Source organism: Kitasatospora aureofaciens (assembly GCF_019192735.1).
Classification (GTDB): Bacteria; Actinomycetota; Actinomycetes; order Streptomycetales; family Streptomycetaceae; genus Kitasatospora; species Kitasatospora aureofaciens_A.
This window is the reverse complement of the sequence record NZ_JAHTKP010000004.1, coordinates 169,293-183,693: the sequence shown is the minus strand read 5'-3', so window position 1 is coordinate 183,693 and position 14,401 is coordinate 169,293. Positions and strand designations below refer to the sequence as shown.

15 protein-coding genes are annotated in these 14,401 nt (G+C 72.3%); 5 read left to right on the top strand and 10 right to left on the bottom strand.

The window, feature by feature from the left end:
• On the top strand, positions 1-1,380 hold the full coding sequence (locus KV557_RS06490) for a DUF6519 domain-containing protein (RefSeq protein WP_218198764.1): 1,380 nt from the start codon (positions 1-3) through the stop codon (positions 1,378-1,380).
• Here KV557_RS06490 and KV557_RS06485 read toward each other — a convergent pair.
• The 10 genes from KV557_RS06485 to KV557_RS06440 all read right to left on the bottom strand — a co-directional run bounded on the left by KV557_RS06485 (position 1,377) and on the right by KV557_RS06440 (position 8,756).
• Positions 1,377-2,105, bottom strand: coding sequence for an AfsR/SARP family transcriptional regulator (locus tag KV557_RS06485; RefSeq protein WP_308129789.1), 729 nt, complete (start codon positions 2,103-2,105; stop codon positions 1,377-1,379). The two genes, KV557_RS06490 and KV557_RS06485, sit on opposite strands and share 4 nt — an antisense overlap.
• A 131-nt stretch (positions 2,106-2,236) precedes the next feature.
• Positions 2,237-3,637 (bottom strand): DUF2254 domain-containing protein, encoded by a 1,401-nt coding sequence (locus tag KV557_RS06480; protein ID WP_218198762.1) that lies wholly within the window; start codon positions 3,635-3,637, stop codon positions 2,237-2,239.
• Between the two features lie 141 nt (positions 3,638-3,778).
• Positions 3,779-4,093 carry a hypothetical protein gene (locus KV557_RS06475; protein ID WP_218198761.1) on the bottom strand — a complete coding sequence of 105 codons (315 nt, stop codon included), beginning with the start codon at positions 4,091-4,093 and terminating at the stop codon, positions 3,779-3,781.
• 44 nt (positions 4,094-4,137) lie between these two features.
• Positions 4,138-4,596 carry a hypothetical protein gene (locus KV557_RS06470; protein ID WP_218198760.1) on the bottom strand — a complete coding sequence of 153 codons (459 nt, stop codon included), beginning with the start codon at positions 4,594-4,596 and terminating at the stop codon, positions 4,138-4,140.
• A gap of 34 nt (positions 4,597-4,630) precedes the next feature.
• Complete coding sequence (locus KV557_RS06465; RefSeq protein ID WP_218198759.1) at positions 4,631-5,104, bottom strand: peptidase inhibitor family I36 protein; 474 nt, start codon at positions 5,102-5,104, stop codon at positions 4,631-4,633.
• A gap of 11 nt (positions 5,105-5,115) precedes the next feature.
• The gene (locus tag KV557_RS06460) at positions 5,116-5,712 is read right to left on the bottom strand and encodes a hypothetical protein (protein WP_218198758.1); all 597 of its coding nucleotides are present in this window, start codon (positions 5,710-5,712) and stop codon (positions 5,116-5,118) included.
• Complete coding sequence (locus KV557_RS06455; protein WP_218198757.1) at positions 5,700-6,164, bottom strand: hypothetical protein; 465 nt, start codon at positions 6,162-6,164, stop codon at positions 5,700-5,702. Before KV557_RS06455 ends, KV557_RS06460 begins: the two co-directional genes overlap by 13 nt.
• Positions 6,165-6,457: 293 nt before the next feature.
• Positions 6,458-7,306, bottom strand: a complete 849-nt coding sequence (locus KV557_RS06450) for a PaaX family transcriptional regulator (protein WP_218198756.1) — start codon at positions 7,304-7,306, stop codon at positions 6,458-6,460.
• A 99-nt stretch (positions 7,307-7,405) separates the two neighbouring features.
• Positions 7,406-8,293 (bottom strand): fumarylacetoacetate hydrolase family protein, encoded by an 888-nt coding sequence (locus KV557_RS06445; RefSeq protein ID WP_218198755.1) that lies wholly within the window; start codon positions 8,291-8,293, stop codon positions 7,406-7,408.
• A gap of 46 nt (positions 8,294-8,339) precedes the next feature.
• Positions 8,340-8,756 (bottom strand): RidA family protein, encoded by a 417-nt coding sequence (locus KV557_RS06440; RefSeq protein WP_218198754.1) that lies wholly within the window; start codon positions 8,754-8,756, stop codon positions 8,340-8,342.
• A 166-nt stretch (positions 8,757-8,922) separates the two neighbouring features.
• Here KV557_RS06440 and KV557_RS06435 point away from each other — a divergent pair, with 166 nt between their 5' ends.
• The 4 genes from KV557_RS06435 to KV557_RS06420 are packed head-to-tail and all read left to right on the top strand — an operon-like array spanning position 8,923 to position 14,399.
• Positions 8,923-9,405: a cupin domain-containing protein gene (locus KV557_RS06435; protein WP_218198753.1), complete on the top strand. Its 483-nt coding sequence runs from the start codon at positions 8,923-8,925 to the stop codon at positions 9,403-9,405.
• Positions 9,402-10,310 carry an acyl-CoA thioesterase gene (locus tag KV557_RS06430; RefSeq protein WP_256177008.1) on the top strand — a complete coding sequence of 303 codons (909 nt, stop codon included), beginning with the start codon at positions 9,402-9,404 and terminating at the stop codon, positions 10,308-10,310. The genes KV557_RS06435 and KV557_RS06430 overlap by 4 nt, the downstream gene beginning before the upstream one ends.
• A gap of 47 nt (positions 10,311-10,357) precedes the next feature.
• Positions 10,358-12,004 (top strand): AMP-binding protein, encoded by a 1,647-nt coding sequence (locus KV557_RS06425; RefSeq protein WP_218198752.1) that lies wholly within the window; start codon positions 10,358-10,360, stop codon positions 12,002-12,004.
• A gap of 13 nt (positions 12,005-12,017) precedes the next feature.
• On the top strand, positions 12,018-14,399 hold the full coding sequence (locus tag KV557_RS06420) for a bifunctional salicylyl-CoA 5-hydroxylase/oxidoreductase (protein WP_218198751.1): 2,382 nt from the start codon (positions 12,018-12,020) through the stop codon (positions 14,397-14,399).
• The last annotated feature ends 2 nt before the right edge of the window (positions 14,400-14,401 follow it).

Below are 14,401 nucleotides of genomic sequence, written 5' to 3'. Positions count from 1 at the left end.
ATGCAAGGCGACTTCTCGCGGACGACCTTCGACCCGCGCAAGCACTACTCGGCGGTGCTCGCCCAGCAGGGCCGGGTCCAGCTCGACGCCGACCTCAACGAGCAGGGCGCCCTCCTGCTGCACCAGCTGCGCACCACGATCGCCGACCTCCTCGGGCCCGCCGCGGCACCGGCCGTCGGGGGCGGCTTCGCGATCGACGCCGTCAGCGGCCGGAAGCCGCAGGAGGACCTGAAGATCTCGGCGGGACGCCTGTACGTCGACGGCATCCTGCTCGAGAACGAGGCCGACGCCACCTACTGGACCCAGCCGGACCTGCCCCTCGACCCGACCGATCCCACCGCCCAACTGCCGCAGGACAAGCCCTTCGTGGTGTACCTGCGGGTGTGGGAGCGGCTGATCACCGCCCTCCAGGACCCGGCGATCCGCGAGGTCGCGCTCGGCGACCCCGGCCCCGACACCGCCGCCCGGGCGAAGACCGTCTGGCAGGTGGCCGCGCTCCCGGTGGCCGCCACCACCACGGCGGACGCGCTGACGGAGTTCTCCACCCGGCTGGCCGCCTTCCGCCCGACCGGCCAACTGCGGGCCCGGGCCAAGCACCCGCCCGCCCCCTCGGAGGTCCGGTGCCAGCTACCGCCGGACAGCCGGTTCCGCGGCCCCGAGAACCAGCTGTACCGGATCGAGGTGCACACCGGCGGCCCCGCCTGGCCCGCCGGGACCACGAACAGGCGCCGCGGCACCCTCGCCGGCGCCACCTTCACGTGGTCCCGGGAGAACGCGTCCGTGGTGTTCCCGATCGCGTCGCTCCACGGCGCGGTGGCCACCGTCACCGCCCTGGGCCGGGACGGCAAGCTCGGCCTGGAGGTCGGCGACTGGGTGGAGCTCGTCGACGACACGATCGCCGGGCACGTGGCCGACGACGTGGTGCTCACCGACCCGCCGCGCCCGGCACCCCGGCTGCGGCAGGTCCTCGCGATCGACGCCGTCGACCTGCTGGTCACCCTCGACCGGCAGGACGGCGACGAGGACTGCGGGCTCGGCGCGCACCCCTTCCTGCGCCGCTGGGACCAGCGCCCGACGGCCCCCCTCGCCGACGACGGCGCCCTCCCGCTGGTCGAGGGCGTCTGGCTGGACCTGGAGGACGGCATCCAGATCTGGTTCCAGCCCGGCCAGGGCGCCAAGAAGGGCACCTACCGCCGCGGCGACCACTGGCTCGTCCCGGCCCGCACCGCCACCGGCGACGTCCTCTGGCCACAGGGCCCGGACGGCCCGGCCGCCGTCGACCCCGACGGCGTGCGCTACCAATACGCGCCACTCGCCTACGTCAACGGTTCGACCGTCGACCCGTCCCCGCGCAAGACCTTCCACCCCCTGGGAAGCTAGGCGAACCGGGCGCGGGCGGCCTCGCCGTCCGCGCCGGGGGCCGCCTCGACGGCCGCGTCCAGCAGTCGCCGCATCCCCGGGGACGGGTTCACCCCCAGCTCGCGGCTCAGCAGGATCCGGTACGCGTGGTAGGTGTGGATCGCCTCGCTGTAGTTGCCCTCGGCGAGGTGGATCTCCAGCAGCAGCCGGTGCGGGCTCTCCCGCAGCGGCTCGGCGCGCAGCGCGACGAGCACCGCCTCCATCGCGCCCGCGAAGTCCCCGGCCCGCAGGTCGCGCAGCGCCAGCTTCTCCATCGCGTGCAGGTAGAGCTGGCGCAGCCGCTCCCGTTCCAGCAGCACCCAGTCGTCGTACCAGCCCGGCAGCAGCTCGCGCGGCCCGCCGCTGTACAGCGCGCGGTGGTCGCCCGCTCCGCAATCGCGGACGCTGCGCAGCAGCTCGTCGACGTCGACGCGCACCGACGCGTGCAGCCGCAGCGTCTCGCCGTCGGCGGCGAGCACCGGCGCCCCGGACTGCTGCAGGCGCCACAGCGCGGTGCGCAGCCGGCCGAAGGCCTTGGCCTCGTCCGACTCCGGCCACAGCGTGCCCGCCACCACCGCCCGGTGCGCCTCCCGCCGCAGCGCGACGAACGCGAGCAGCCGTTGCAGCGTCCTGGTCAGATACACCGGCTTCGCGCCGCAGTCGAGCGCGAACCCGTCGAGCAGCCTCAGCCGAGCGAACTCGCCCACACCCCGCCTCCCGTCCCGTCCCCGGATCACGGTCACAGGCACCCCGGCTACGATCATGCCCCGCGGCCGCATCCTCACCCCCAGCAGCGGAAATTCACCCGCACGAGCGATGGCATTCGCATGACATGACGTCAGGCCTCATTGCCCGCCTGTGCCTGAGCCTGTGCCTGTGCCTGTGCCTGCGCCTGCGCCTGCGCCTGCGCCTGCGCGTACGCGGCCAGGACGGCCAGGTAGCGGCGGCGGACGTCCTCGCGGTCGGCGGCCTCGGCCACCGACTCCCGGTTGAGGCGTTCGATCATCTCGGCCTGGACGAGGAGCACCCGGCGCTGCCGCTCGGTCGTGGTCTCCGCCATGATCTCGGCGAGCGCGTCGAGCTGGCGGATCAGGACGGCCGGCATGCCGTGGGCGGCCTGGCGGATCTTCTCGAAGGCGCGCTGGACCAGCCGCTCGTAGCTGACGGGGACGGTCATCACCCGGATGTATCCGTCCTCGTCGCGGTGGACGGGGTTCGGGCTCCAGCGGGCGGCGATCCGGCACAGGCCCTCGCCGAGCCAGTCGACGCAGGTCAGCGCGGTGAAGGTGTCGTTCACCGCGCTGGAGAGCGCCCGGATGGCGATCTCCACGAGCTGGTCGACGGCGAAGGCGATGTCCTGGGCGAGCGTGCGGGACGAGCCGGTGATGTGGGCGCGGGCGAAGCTGCGGGCCACCTCGGGCGCCGCCTCGGCGGGCCAGACGGTGGCCAGCTGGTGCCCCTGGACCAGGAAGTGCCCGGGCCGGTGGTCCAGCCGGATGACGGCGTCGAGCCCCGCCGCCATCCGCACCAGCGTGCGGTGTCGGACGAACTGCAGGTAGCCGCTGGCCGGCGCCGGGACGGTCGCCCCCGAGGTGTCGAGCCGGACGTTCAGCTCCGCCACGCTGGGCCCCCGTGCGAGCGCGCCGACCGGCTCCGGCTCGCCCGCGCCCGCCTCGATCGCCTCGGACAGCTCCGCCGCGATGCTGGCGATCACCCGGGGCAGCTGGATGGAGGTGGCGATGTGGTGGATGAAGTAGATCAGGATGGCCAGGTCCGCCATCACCAGGACCATGCACACGGTGATCGACAGGTGCGGCACGAAGTCGCCGTGCGAGCCCGGTCCGATGACGACGAGCGAGAGGATCGCATAGGCGAACGTCCCGACGAAGGTGCCCAGTGTGAGCTGGGTGGTGCGGTCCCGGATGAAGGTCCGCAGCATTCGCGGGCCGAACTGGGTGGAGGCCAGCGTCAGCGTCACGATCATGATCGAGAAGACCACGCCCACGACCGTGATCAGCGCCGCGGCGATCGCGGCGAGAATCTGCCGAGCGGCGTCGGCCGTCCCGCTGATCACCCAGGACGGCAGCCCCAGGTCCCCCCGGTACGCGGCCTTGTCCAGGGCCAGGGTGGCCACGAACAGCACCCCGGCGAGCACGACCTCCAGGATCGGCACGACCCACAGGTTCGTCCGCAGCGCCTCCCGCCGCCACTGCGCCTCCAGGTGGACCCCACGGATCACCTCGCCCACCTCCCGGCACCGGCCATAGCGGAACATCTCCACCCTAAAGTGCCCGAATCGGTACCACCGCGCCGACGGCGAACGGCCTCCTCCCGGCTTGCGGGAGGAGGCCGTCATCGGGTTGTCGCGCGGATCAGCGGATCAGTCGGGCAGTTGGCGCTTCAGGAGGAAGTTCCAGCGGTCTCCGGTGTAGGGGTTCACCGGGGCCACCACCTCCCAGCCCTCCTTGCCGAGCTTCTCCAGGTCACCGACGTTCTTGCCGCCGGGCTGGGCGATGGCCCAGCGGTACTCCCAGTGCGGGACGGCCTGCGGCTTGGCGGCCGCGGGTGTCGACGCCGGGGTCGTGTCGGCCGTGGCGGCCACGGTGCCGGCGCACGCGAGCAGCACGGTGGCCGCGGCGCCGAGGACGGCGCGGCCGAGGTAGCGCCGGGGCGAGCGGACGGGGGATTCGTTCACGGGATCTCCGGGCTTCACGGGGTTCGCGGACTCCTGGGTAGGCATCAGGTGATGGTGATCGCGAAGGCGACCTGGGCCTTGTCGCCGGCGCTGGCGGTCACAAGATCCGGCCCGGCGTGACCGGCGGCGGTCAGGTCGGGCGCGGTCGCGTAGCCGTCCTGGTCGGTGACGACGGAGGCGTCGTCCGTGCCGTCCGGGAACTTCAGGCCGGGGCCCGGGGTGGAGAACCTGATGGTGGCGCCCTTGACCGCCTTGCGGTTCTTGTCGACGGCCTGGACCTTGAGGCGGACCGGCGCCTTCTTGCCGCTGGGCACCTTCTGGTCGTCGCCGTCGACCGCCCACAGCCGGTCCACCTGGGCGGTGGCGTCGGCGGCGGCCCGTGCGGCGGGCGCCGATGCGGCGGGGGCGGAGTGGGCCTGGCCGCCGGTGGCGGTCAGGACGACCCCGAGCACGGCGGTGGCCACGGCCGCCGCGCTGCGCTTGAGGGGGAGACTCACGGGCATTCCTTCCGGGGGCTGGAGAGGGCGGGAGCCGGGGTCAGCACGGCTTGAACGACTTCAGCGCGTCGTTGGGCTTGATGTGGTCCTCCTTGCCGAAGGCCGCGAACTCGTGGGAGCTGCCCTGGAACCCGGTGCTCTCGTACCAGCAGTAGCGCACCGGGGAGTTGTTGACCCAGGAGGAGACCCCGTCGCCCCCGGTGAAGGACCCGCCGTTGGTGAACCTGATCCGCTCGATGTTCTCGACCTGGCTGCCGGGCAGGACGGCGATCGCCCCGTACGAGTAGTCGAAGCCGCCGTAGAGGCACAGCCATCCCGCCGGGCACGGCGTCGTGTCGGTCTTCTTCATCTCCGGGTTCAGCAGGTGCACGCCGGGCGGGTTGCTCCCCTGGGACGTGTCGGCGGCGGCGGACGTGCCGCAGGTGAGTGCCGCCGCACCGGCCAGCGCGAGGGCGGCCTTGGCCAGGCGCGCCCCTCGGCCGGTGCGGGGGCGATCGATCGTCGCTGTGGTCATCTGGCTGCTCCTCACTTCGAGTTGGGCAGGGTCTCGGTCCACACGGCCTTGCCCTTGAGGGGCGCCTCCTCGGTGACCGGGCCGATGCGCTGGTAGCGCTGGCTCTTCTTGTCGCAGTCGAGGATCCGCTCGTAGTAGCCGGTGACCTGCACGGTCTCGATGCCGACGTAGCGCGTGTAGCCGACCCCGGCGCCGGCGGTCAGCCGGATCTCGGTCTCCTTCTCCACCGAGTTGGTCTCGGAGAAGGCGAAGCCGTAGGAGGCGGAGAACTTGCTCTTCACACTGGCCGAGAAGATGCCGAAGCTGGAGCTGGCCTCGGCCTCGACCTCGTAGCCCAGGTCGACCTTGTGGGAGAACTTCCTGGTCAGGGACTCCTTGGTCTTCACCGTCTGGTCCAGAGGTTCCGGCCCGTTGCGGTTGTCGAGGGTGAACTTGTCGGCGATCTCGCGCTTGAAGACGGGGTCGCCGACCGGGTCGAAGTGCCACTTGCCGTCGCACTCGACGGTGGGCTGCTGGGCCACGGCACTCTGCGGCGCGGCGAGCAGCGGGACGGAGCCGACGAGCAGTGCGGCGGCGAGCGCCGCGCGCGAACGGGTCAGGAGTTCCATGGCGTCCCCAGGAGCTTGAGGTCGGTGGCCTGGTCCGTCCGGTCGGCCGTCCACCAGACCTGGGCGTTGGAGCCCTTCTTGATGTCGAAGTCGGCGTGGACGCTCTCCTTCGACCTGATCTGCCGCCACATGACGTCGTCCATGCTCTTCATCGACTGCGCGCACTTCTTGAGGTCGGCGTTGGGCGCCTTGCCGCCGTCGCAGTCGTAGATCACCAGGGAGAGGTCGCGGTACGCGCGGCCGGTGTTGGTGAAGGTCAGCCGGCCACCCGCGGCGGTCGGGCACCAGGTGACGGTGCCGCCGGTGACCTGCATCTCCGGGCTCGCCTTACCGGTGCAGGCCGGTTCGTCGGCCGGGGTCTGGGCGCCGACGGCGGGTGCGCCGGTCGAGATGGCGAGTACACAGGCGGCGCCGGCCGCGGCGGCGATGATGCGGCCGCGGCGTCCGGGCATGGGGGGTGAGGGGAACACGGTCCTCCCAGGACGAAGGGTGGGCCCCGGGACTGCCGCGTGGAGCGGTCGGCCGCCACGTGCGGCCGGTCCCAGGGGGTGAGCACCCTGCCTAAGTGGGAGGAGCAGGTTGGAGTAACGGATGATCACCCTCCCGGTGATCATCGCAAGAACTGCTGTTCCCCTGATCTTCTGCTCACCTGCCGGTTCGCAGGCGCGATCGCAGACGTGTGCGAGGACTTGGGCTCGTCCTTGACAGCCAGAGGGGTGGGCTGACCGGGTCCGGCCGAGGAGGCCTACCGGTCCGAGTGGATCACCGCGAGGGCGTGTTCGCGGGCGCCGGTGCTCAGCATGGCGTTGAGTTCGTCGAACAGGGCGCCGGCGCTCACGCCGTTCCAGCCCGGGGGGAGCAGCGACAGCGGCAGTCCCGGGTCGCGGTAGGGCAGGCGGCGCCACTGGGTGAGCATCGGGACGTAGACCTGGAAGGCCTCCAGCGGCGACAGCCCGGAGGCCTTCGCCCTGTCCAGGACAGGGCGGTAGCGCCCGAGGAAGTCCGCGTACAGCTCGGTGAGTTCGTCGAGGTCCCACCAGCCGCGGACCTTCGAGCGGAGGTCGCCGAAGCCGTAGTGCTCGCCGGTGAACAGGTCGACGTAGGCGGAGAGCCCGCGGCGCTCCAGCGTCCGGCGGGTCTCGGCCGCCAGGTTCCCGGAGGCGACCCACACGCCGGGGGCGGCGGTGCCGAAGCCGAGCTGGGTCAGGGTGGTCCGGAGTTCGTGGCGCTTCTGGCGCTCGGACTCGGGGACGGAGAAGATCACCACGATCCAGCCGTCCTCGGCGACGGCCCGGACGCGCTCGAAGATCCGGACGTCGCCCTCGGCGAGCGTCTCCAGGACCGACGGCGCGAGGGAGTAGCCGGCCGCGCCCGCCTGGCGCTCGCTCTCCAGGACGCCGCGCCGTTTGAGGCGGGAGACCGACGAGCGGACGGCCGGCGGCTCGACGCCGAGGTCGCCCATGAGGCGGACCACCGACGCGACGGAGAGCCAGTTCTCCTCGCCCCGCGCGTACAGGCCGAAGGTGGTGATGATCAGCGGGCCGTGCCGCGCGTCGCGGCCGGCCCCGGGGGATTCCGCAAGCCCGGCCGTCACTCGTGTGCTCTCCTCGCCTCGGGCCGGTCACAGCCTCGGGACCCGTCGCCGGGCAGCCTATCGTCTCTCCCGATCACCCGATCACTCGATCGGAGCAGGTCAGACCAGGGATGTCCGCACCACCCGGTTGCGCAGCTCGCCGAGGCCGCCGACCCGGGTGACGACGGTGTCGCCGTCGCGCAGGAAGACCTGCGGGTCGCGCGCACTGCCGATGCCGCTCGGTGTACCGGTGAGGAGGACGTCCCCCGCGCGCAGGGTCATGCCGTGGCTCAGCTCGGCGATGAGCCGGGCGATCGGGAACGCCATCTGGGCGCTCGACGCGTCCTGCCGCAGCTCGCCGTTGACCTCGCACTGCACCCGGAGGCCGCCGGGGTCGGGCACCTCGTCGGCGGTGGTGAGCCAGGGGCCGAGCGGCATGGTGGCGTCGATGCTCTTGCCCTTGAGCCACTGCCCGCCGTGCGCCCGCTGGAGGTCGCGCTGGGAGACGTCGTTGGCGACGAGGTAGCCGAAGACGTGCCCCAGCGCCTCGGCCTCCGGGATCGACCGGCCGTCGCGGCCGATGACGAGGGCGATCTCGGCCTCGTAGTCCCACCGGTCGGAGAGCGCGGGGTCGTAGGCGATGTCGTCGGACGGGCCGATGACGGTGTCCGGGCCCTTGGTGAAGAAGGTCGGGCGGGTGGGGCGGTCGGCCGGGTCCTGGCCCCCGCGCTTGCCCCGGGACTCCTCGAAGTGGTCCCAGTAGTTCCAGCCGGTGCACAGGATGTCGCGGTTGAAGCGCTGCAGGGGCGCCTCCAGGCGGACGGCTGCGAGCGGCACCGTGGGCGCGCCGTCCACGGCACTCTGCGCCGCCGCCATGGCGGACGGGCCGCCGCGGACGAGGTCGTCGACCGTGCCGAGCGCCTCGGGCAGCAGCGCCACCGCCGTCCCGGCCTCGACGAGGACACCGGCCCGCCGGGCGCCGTCGATCGTGAGAGCTGCGAGTTTCATGCCTCCGCCTTTGTGAATATTCGTGTCGACCGTCGGAGAAGATCGATCAGGCCGGACGCACCAGCCGCTCGTCCGGGATCACGGCGACGCCGAGGATCTCGATCAGGGCCTCGGACTGCCAGAGGGCGGTGCAGCCGATGCCGGCCATGGCCGGGTAGACCGGACCGGCCAGTTCCCGCCAGACCTTGCCGATCTCCTTGCCGTGGGCCTGGTAGTCGGGGATGTCGGTGAGGTAGATGGTGATGCTGACCAGATCCCGCGGTTCGCCGCCCGCCTCGCGGAGCGTGGTGAGCAGATTGCCGAACGCCTGGCGGAACTGCTCGACGATGCCGCCCGGGACGATCCGCATGTCGGCGTCGAGGGCGGTCTGGCCGCCGAGGTGCAGGGTGTTGCCGGCCAGCGTGCCGTGCGAGTAGCCGCTCGGGGCGGGAAGGGAGCCGGGGTTCACGGGGACGGGCGTCATGCCACCTCCGGTCGGGGGGCGCGTCGGGCCGGTTCCGCCCGATCGGGGCGGGGCGCACGCGCGAGGTGTATTGACTGTAGATGACGGTCGTGAAAGAAACGAGATACCGATCGCGTCGACGTCCGCCCCCCAAGGAAAGTCCGCCCCAGGAAACGGAGCCGTCCGCATGGAGCCCGATCTCAGCAAGTACCGCCTTGAGGGCGACAATTCGATGTACCGCCTGCCGAGCGGCCTCGTCGCCCCCGTCGTGACGCGCCGCGGCCAGGAGGATCCGAGCACCGCCGACTCCGGCGGCGCCGTCCGGATCTCGGGCGTGAGCATCCAGCACACCCCGGCGCGCCGGCTCTGGTTCGGCCAGGTCAGCAACGAACCCGGCTACCGCTCGGTCACCCACCACCACGGCGAGGCCGAGACCGGCGGGTACGTCCTGTCCGGCCGCGGCCGCATCTACTTCGGCGAGCGGTTCGAGGACTACGTCGACATGGAGGAGGGCGACTGGGTCTTCGTACCGCCGTTCATGCCGCACATCGAGTGCAACCTCTCCCGCACCGAGCGGCTGGTGTGGATGACCACCCGGACGCCCGAGAACATCGTCGTCAACCTGCCGGATGTCGACGACGCCGACCTGCGCGACTGGACGGACCGTTGACCACCACCGACGGCCTGGTGACCTCCGCGGTCTTCACCTCGGCCGTCACCCTGACCCCGGCCGAACCCGAGCACTTCGACCTCGCCTTCACCGCCACCACCCAGCCCTGCCCCTGGCCCAAGGCCTACGGCGGCGACCTCGTCGCCCAGGCCGCCGCCGCGGCCATGCGCTCGGTGACCGACGGCAAGTCCCTGCACTCGATGCACAGTTACTTCCTCCGCCCGGCGGACATCGGCGCCACCGTGCGGTACGAGGTGGAGCTCCTGCGGGACGGCCGCGGCTACAGCACCCGCCAGGTGCGCGCTTTCGGGAACGGCAAGCCGGTCTACGTCTGCCTGGCCAACTTCGCCGCCGGCGAGCCCGGCGGGAGCTTCCACGCCGGCTTCGAGGACGATGTCCCCGCCCCGGAGGAGCTGCCCAGCTCGGCCGAGTACCTGGCGGGGCGCAGCGGCGGCACCATGACCGACGCCTCGAAGGCGTACTGGTCGGGCGGCCGCAGCTTCGACATGCGGCACGTGCCCGGCCCGGTCTACCTGACGGTCGAGGGCAAGCAGACACCCCACCAGGCCGTCTGGCTCAGGCCCTTCGACCGCCTGCGGCCCGTCGACGGCCTGAGCGACGCCCAGCGGGACCAGGCCGCCCTGGCGTACGTCTGCGACTACACAATCCTGGAGCCGGTCCTGCGGGTGCTCGGCCTGCCGTGGGCGAGGCCCGGGCTGGTCACGGCGAGCCTCGACCACGCCATGTGGTTCCACCGGCCCGGGCCGGTGGACGACTGGCTGCTCTACGTCCAGGAGGCGGTCGCCGCCGACACCGGGCGCGGTCTCGGCACCGGCCGCTTCTTCACCCGCGACCGCCGGCACCTCGCCACCGTGGCCCAGGAGGGCATGATCCGCACCGCCTGACCCCGCCGCGCCCCACGCGCCGGCGAGCCCCCGGAAGGACCCGTCCGTTGTCCCTGTCACCCTCGGCCCACCTGGACACCTTCACCCGCGACCACCTCCCGCCGGCCGAGCTGTGGCCGACGATCGAGTTCACCACGCCGGCGCTGCAGTACCCGGACCGGCTCAACGCCGCCACCGAGCTGATCGACCGCCCGGTGCTGACCCACGGCCCCGACCTGCCGGCGCTGCGCACGCCGGACGGGGAGACCTGGTCCTACGGCCTCCTGCAACGGCGGGCCAACCAGGTCGCCCAGGTGCTGACCGAGGATCTGGGCCTCGTCCCCGGCGGGCGCGTGCTGCTGCGCTCGCCGAACAACCCCTGGGCGGTGGCGGCCTGGCTGGGCGTCCTGAAGGCGGGCGGCGTGGCCGTGACCACCATGGCCGCGCTGCGCGCCCGGGAACTGGTACCGATCGTCGAGCGGACCAGGCCGTCGATAGCCCTGGTCGACTGCCGCTTCACCGAGGAGGTCGAGCACGTCCGGGAGACCACCCTCCCGTCGCTGACGGTCGTGGCCCACGGCAGCCGCAGCGTGAGCGACCTCCTGGCCCGCGCCGGCGCGAAGTCGGGCGAGTTCACCAACGTGCCGACCGCCGCCGACGACGTGGCGCTGCTCGGTCCGACGTCCGGCAGCACCGGCGTCCCGAAGATCACCATGCACTTCCACCGCGACGTGCTCTCCATCGACCACACCTTCGGCCGCCCGCTGCTGGGCCTCGCGCCCGGCGACACCGTCGCCTGCTCGGCGCCGCTCGCCTTCACCTTCGGCCTCGGCATGCTCGTCGTCTTCCCGCTGCGGGCGGGCGCCTGCGCGCTGCTGACCGAGTCGGCGACGCCGCCACAGCTCGCGGAACTCGTCGAGCGCCACGGCGTCACCGTCCTGGCCACCGCGCCCACCGCCTACAAGGCGATCCTGCGCGAAGGGCTGGAGCACCGGCTCTCGGGGCTGCGGGTCGCGGTCTCCGCCGGCGAGCACCTGCCGCAGAGCACCTGGGAGCAGCTGCGCGACCGGCTCGGGCTCCGCGTCATCGACGGCATCGGCGCCACCGAGCTGCTGCACATCTTCATCTCGGCCGCCGGCGACGACATCCGTCCCGGCGCCACCGGCCGCCCGCTGCCCGGCTACCGCGCCACCATCCTCGACCTCGACGGCCGCGAACTCGGCCCCGGCGAGCCGGGCCGGCTCGCCGTCATCGGCCCGGTCGGCTGCCGCTACCTCGACGACCCGCGCCAATTCGACTACGTCGTGGACGGCTGGAACGTCACCGGCGACCTCTTCTACCGGGACGGCGACGGCTACTTCTTCTACCAGGCCCGCAGCGACGCCATGATCGTCTCCTCCGGCTACAACATCGGCGGTCCCGAGGTCGAGGCCGCCATCGACACCCACCCGGACGTGGTCGAGTCCGGCGTGGTCGCCAAACCCGACCCCGAACGCGGCTCGATCGTCTGCGCCTTCGTCGTCCTGCGCGACGGCGTGCCGGGCGACAGCGCCAAGGCCAAGGAGATCCAGGACCACGTCAAACAGGTGCTGGCCCCCTACAAGTACCCGCGTGAGGTGCGCTTCTGCGAAGCCCTGCCGCGCAACACCAGCGGCAAGCTCCAGCGCTTCGTCCTGCGCCGGATCGTCGACGACCAGCATGACGGCCAGCATTGAGAAGAGGAACCCCGTGAAGATCGCGATCGTCGGCGGCGGGCCGGGCGGCCTCTACCTCGCCGCGCTGATGAAACAACTCGACCCCGCCCACGAGGTCACCGTCTGGGAGCGCAACGCCCCCGACGTCACCTTCGGCTTCGGCGTGGTCTTCTCCGACGAGACGCTCGGCGGCATCGAGAACGCCGACCCCGAGTTCGCCGCCGCCATGGCCGACCGCTTCGCCCGCTGGACCGACATCGACATCCACGTCGGCGGCCGCAGCCACACCGTCGGCGGGCAGGGCTTCGCCGCGATGAGCCGCCGGGAGCTGCTGCACCTGCTCCAGGAGCGCTGCCGGGGCCTCGGCGTCGACCTGCGCTTCGGCACGCCCGCCCCCGACACCGCCGTGCTGCGCGCCGACCACGATCTGACGGTCGCCGCGGACGGGCTCAACTCCCAGATCCGGCAGGCCTGTGCGGACGTCTTCCGGCCCAGCGTGGACACCCGCCGCAACAAGTACATGTGGCTCGGCACCGACCGGGTCTTCGAGGCCTTCCAGTTCTTCATCAAGCAGACCGAGTGGGGGACCATGCAGGTCCACGCCTACCCCTACTCCGCCACCGGCTCCACCTTCATCGTGGAGATGCACGAGGACGTCTGGCGCCGGGCCGGCTTCGACGCCACCGAGGGCGCCGACCTCCCGCCCGGCGCCTCGGACGAGCAGGCCGTCGAGCGGATCCGCGCGCTGTTCGCCGAGGAGCTCGACGGGCACCGACTGTCCGCCAACAACTCGAAGTGGCTCAACTTCTCCACCGTCCGCAACGAGCGCTGGCACGACGGCGACCTCGTCCTGCTCGGCGACGCCGCCCACACCGCGCACTTCTCGATCGGCTCCGGCACCAAGCTGGCCATGGAGGACGCCCTCGCGCTCGCCGCCTGCCTGCACGAACACCCGGGCCTGGACGAGGCGTTGACGGCCTACGAGACCGAGCGGCGCCCGGTCGTCGAGTCCACCCAGCGGGCCGCCCAGGCCTCGCTGGAGTGGTTCGAGAACATCGGGATGTACGTCCACCAGGAGCCCACGCAGTTCTGCTTCAACCTGCTGACCCGCTCCCGCCGCATCACCTACGACAACCTGCGCACCCGGGACCCGCAGTTCGCCGACCGCGTCGACGCCGCCTTCGCCGCCGCCCAGGGGGCCGCCGAGGTCGTCCCGGCGATGTTCCAGCCGTTCCGGCTCGGGCAGTTGGAGCTGAAGAACCGGGTCATCGTCTCCCCCATGGACATGTACTCCGCCACCGACGGCGTGCCCGGCGACCTCCACCTCGTCCACCTCGGCTCCAAGGCCATGGGTGGCGCCGGGCTGGTGATGACCGAGATGGTCTGCGTCTCCCCCGAGGGCCGCATCACCCCCGGCTGCACGGGCCTGTGGAGCGACGCCCAGCGCGACGCGTGGGGCCGGATCGTCTCCTATGTCCATGGGAACTCCACCGCCCGCATCGGCCTCCAGATTGGCCATTCGGGCCGCAAGGGCTCGACCCGGCTCATGTGGGACGGCATGGACGAGCCGCTGGCGGAGGGCAACTGGGAGGTCGTCGGGCCGTCGGAGGTGCCCTACGGCTTTGGGTCCGCGGTGCCGCGCGAGGCCACCCGCGCGGACCTCGACCGGATCACCGCCGAGTTCGTCGCCGCCGCCCGCCGGGGCGCCGAGGCCGGCTTCGACCTGCTCGAACTCCACTGCGCGCACGGCTACTTGCTCTCCTCCTTCCTCTCGCCGCTGGCCAACCGCCGCACCGACGAGTACGGCGGCCCGCTCGCGAACCGGCTCCGCTACCCCCTGGAGGTCTTCGACGCCGTCCGCGCCGTCTGGCCCGCCGAACGGCCCATGATCGTGCGCATCTCCGCCACCGACTGGGCGCCGGACGGCAACACCGAGCACGACGCCGTCGAGATCGCCCGCGCCTTCATCGCCCACGGCGCCGACGCCATCGACGTCTCCACCGGCCAGGTCACCAAGGACGAGCGCCCCGCCTACGGCCGCTCCTACCAGACCCCGTACGCCGACCGGATCCGCCACGAGGTCGCCGCCGCCACCGGCACCGCCGTCATCGCGGTGGGCGCCATCGCCTCCTACGACGACGTCAACTCCATCCTCATGGCCGGGCGCGCCGACCTCTGCGCCATCGGCCGCACCCACCTCTACGACCCGCACTGGACCCTGCACGCCGCCGCCGAGCAGAACTACCGTGGCCCGGCGGCCGATTGGCCCCTGCCGTTCCGCGCCGGGCGCCGCAAGCCGCCCACCTCCCGGACCGACGCCGTGCGCCCGCGCCTCACCCTGCTCCGGGCCGAGGACCCCGACCGCACCGTCCACCTGCGCTGGACCCCGCCCCGTGAGCCGGCCCCCGTCGCCTGACC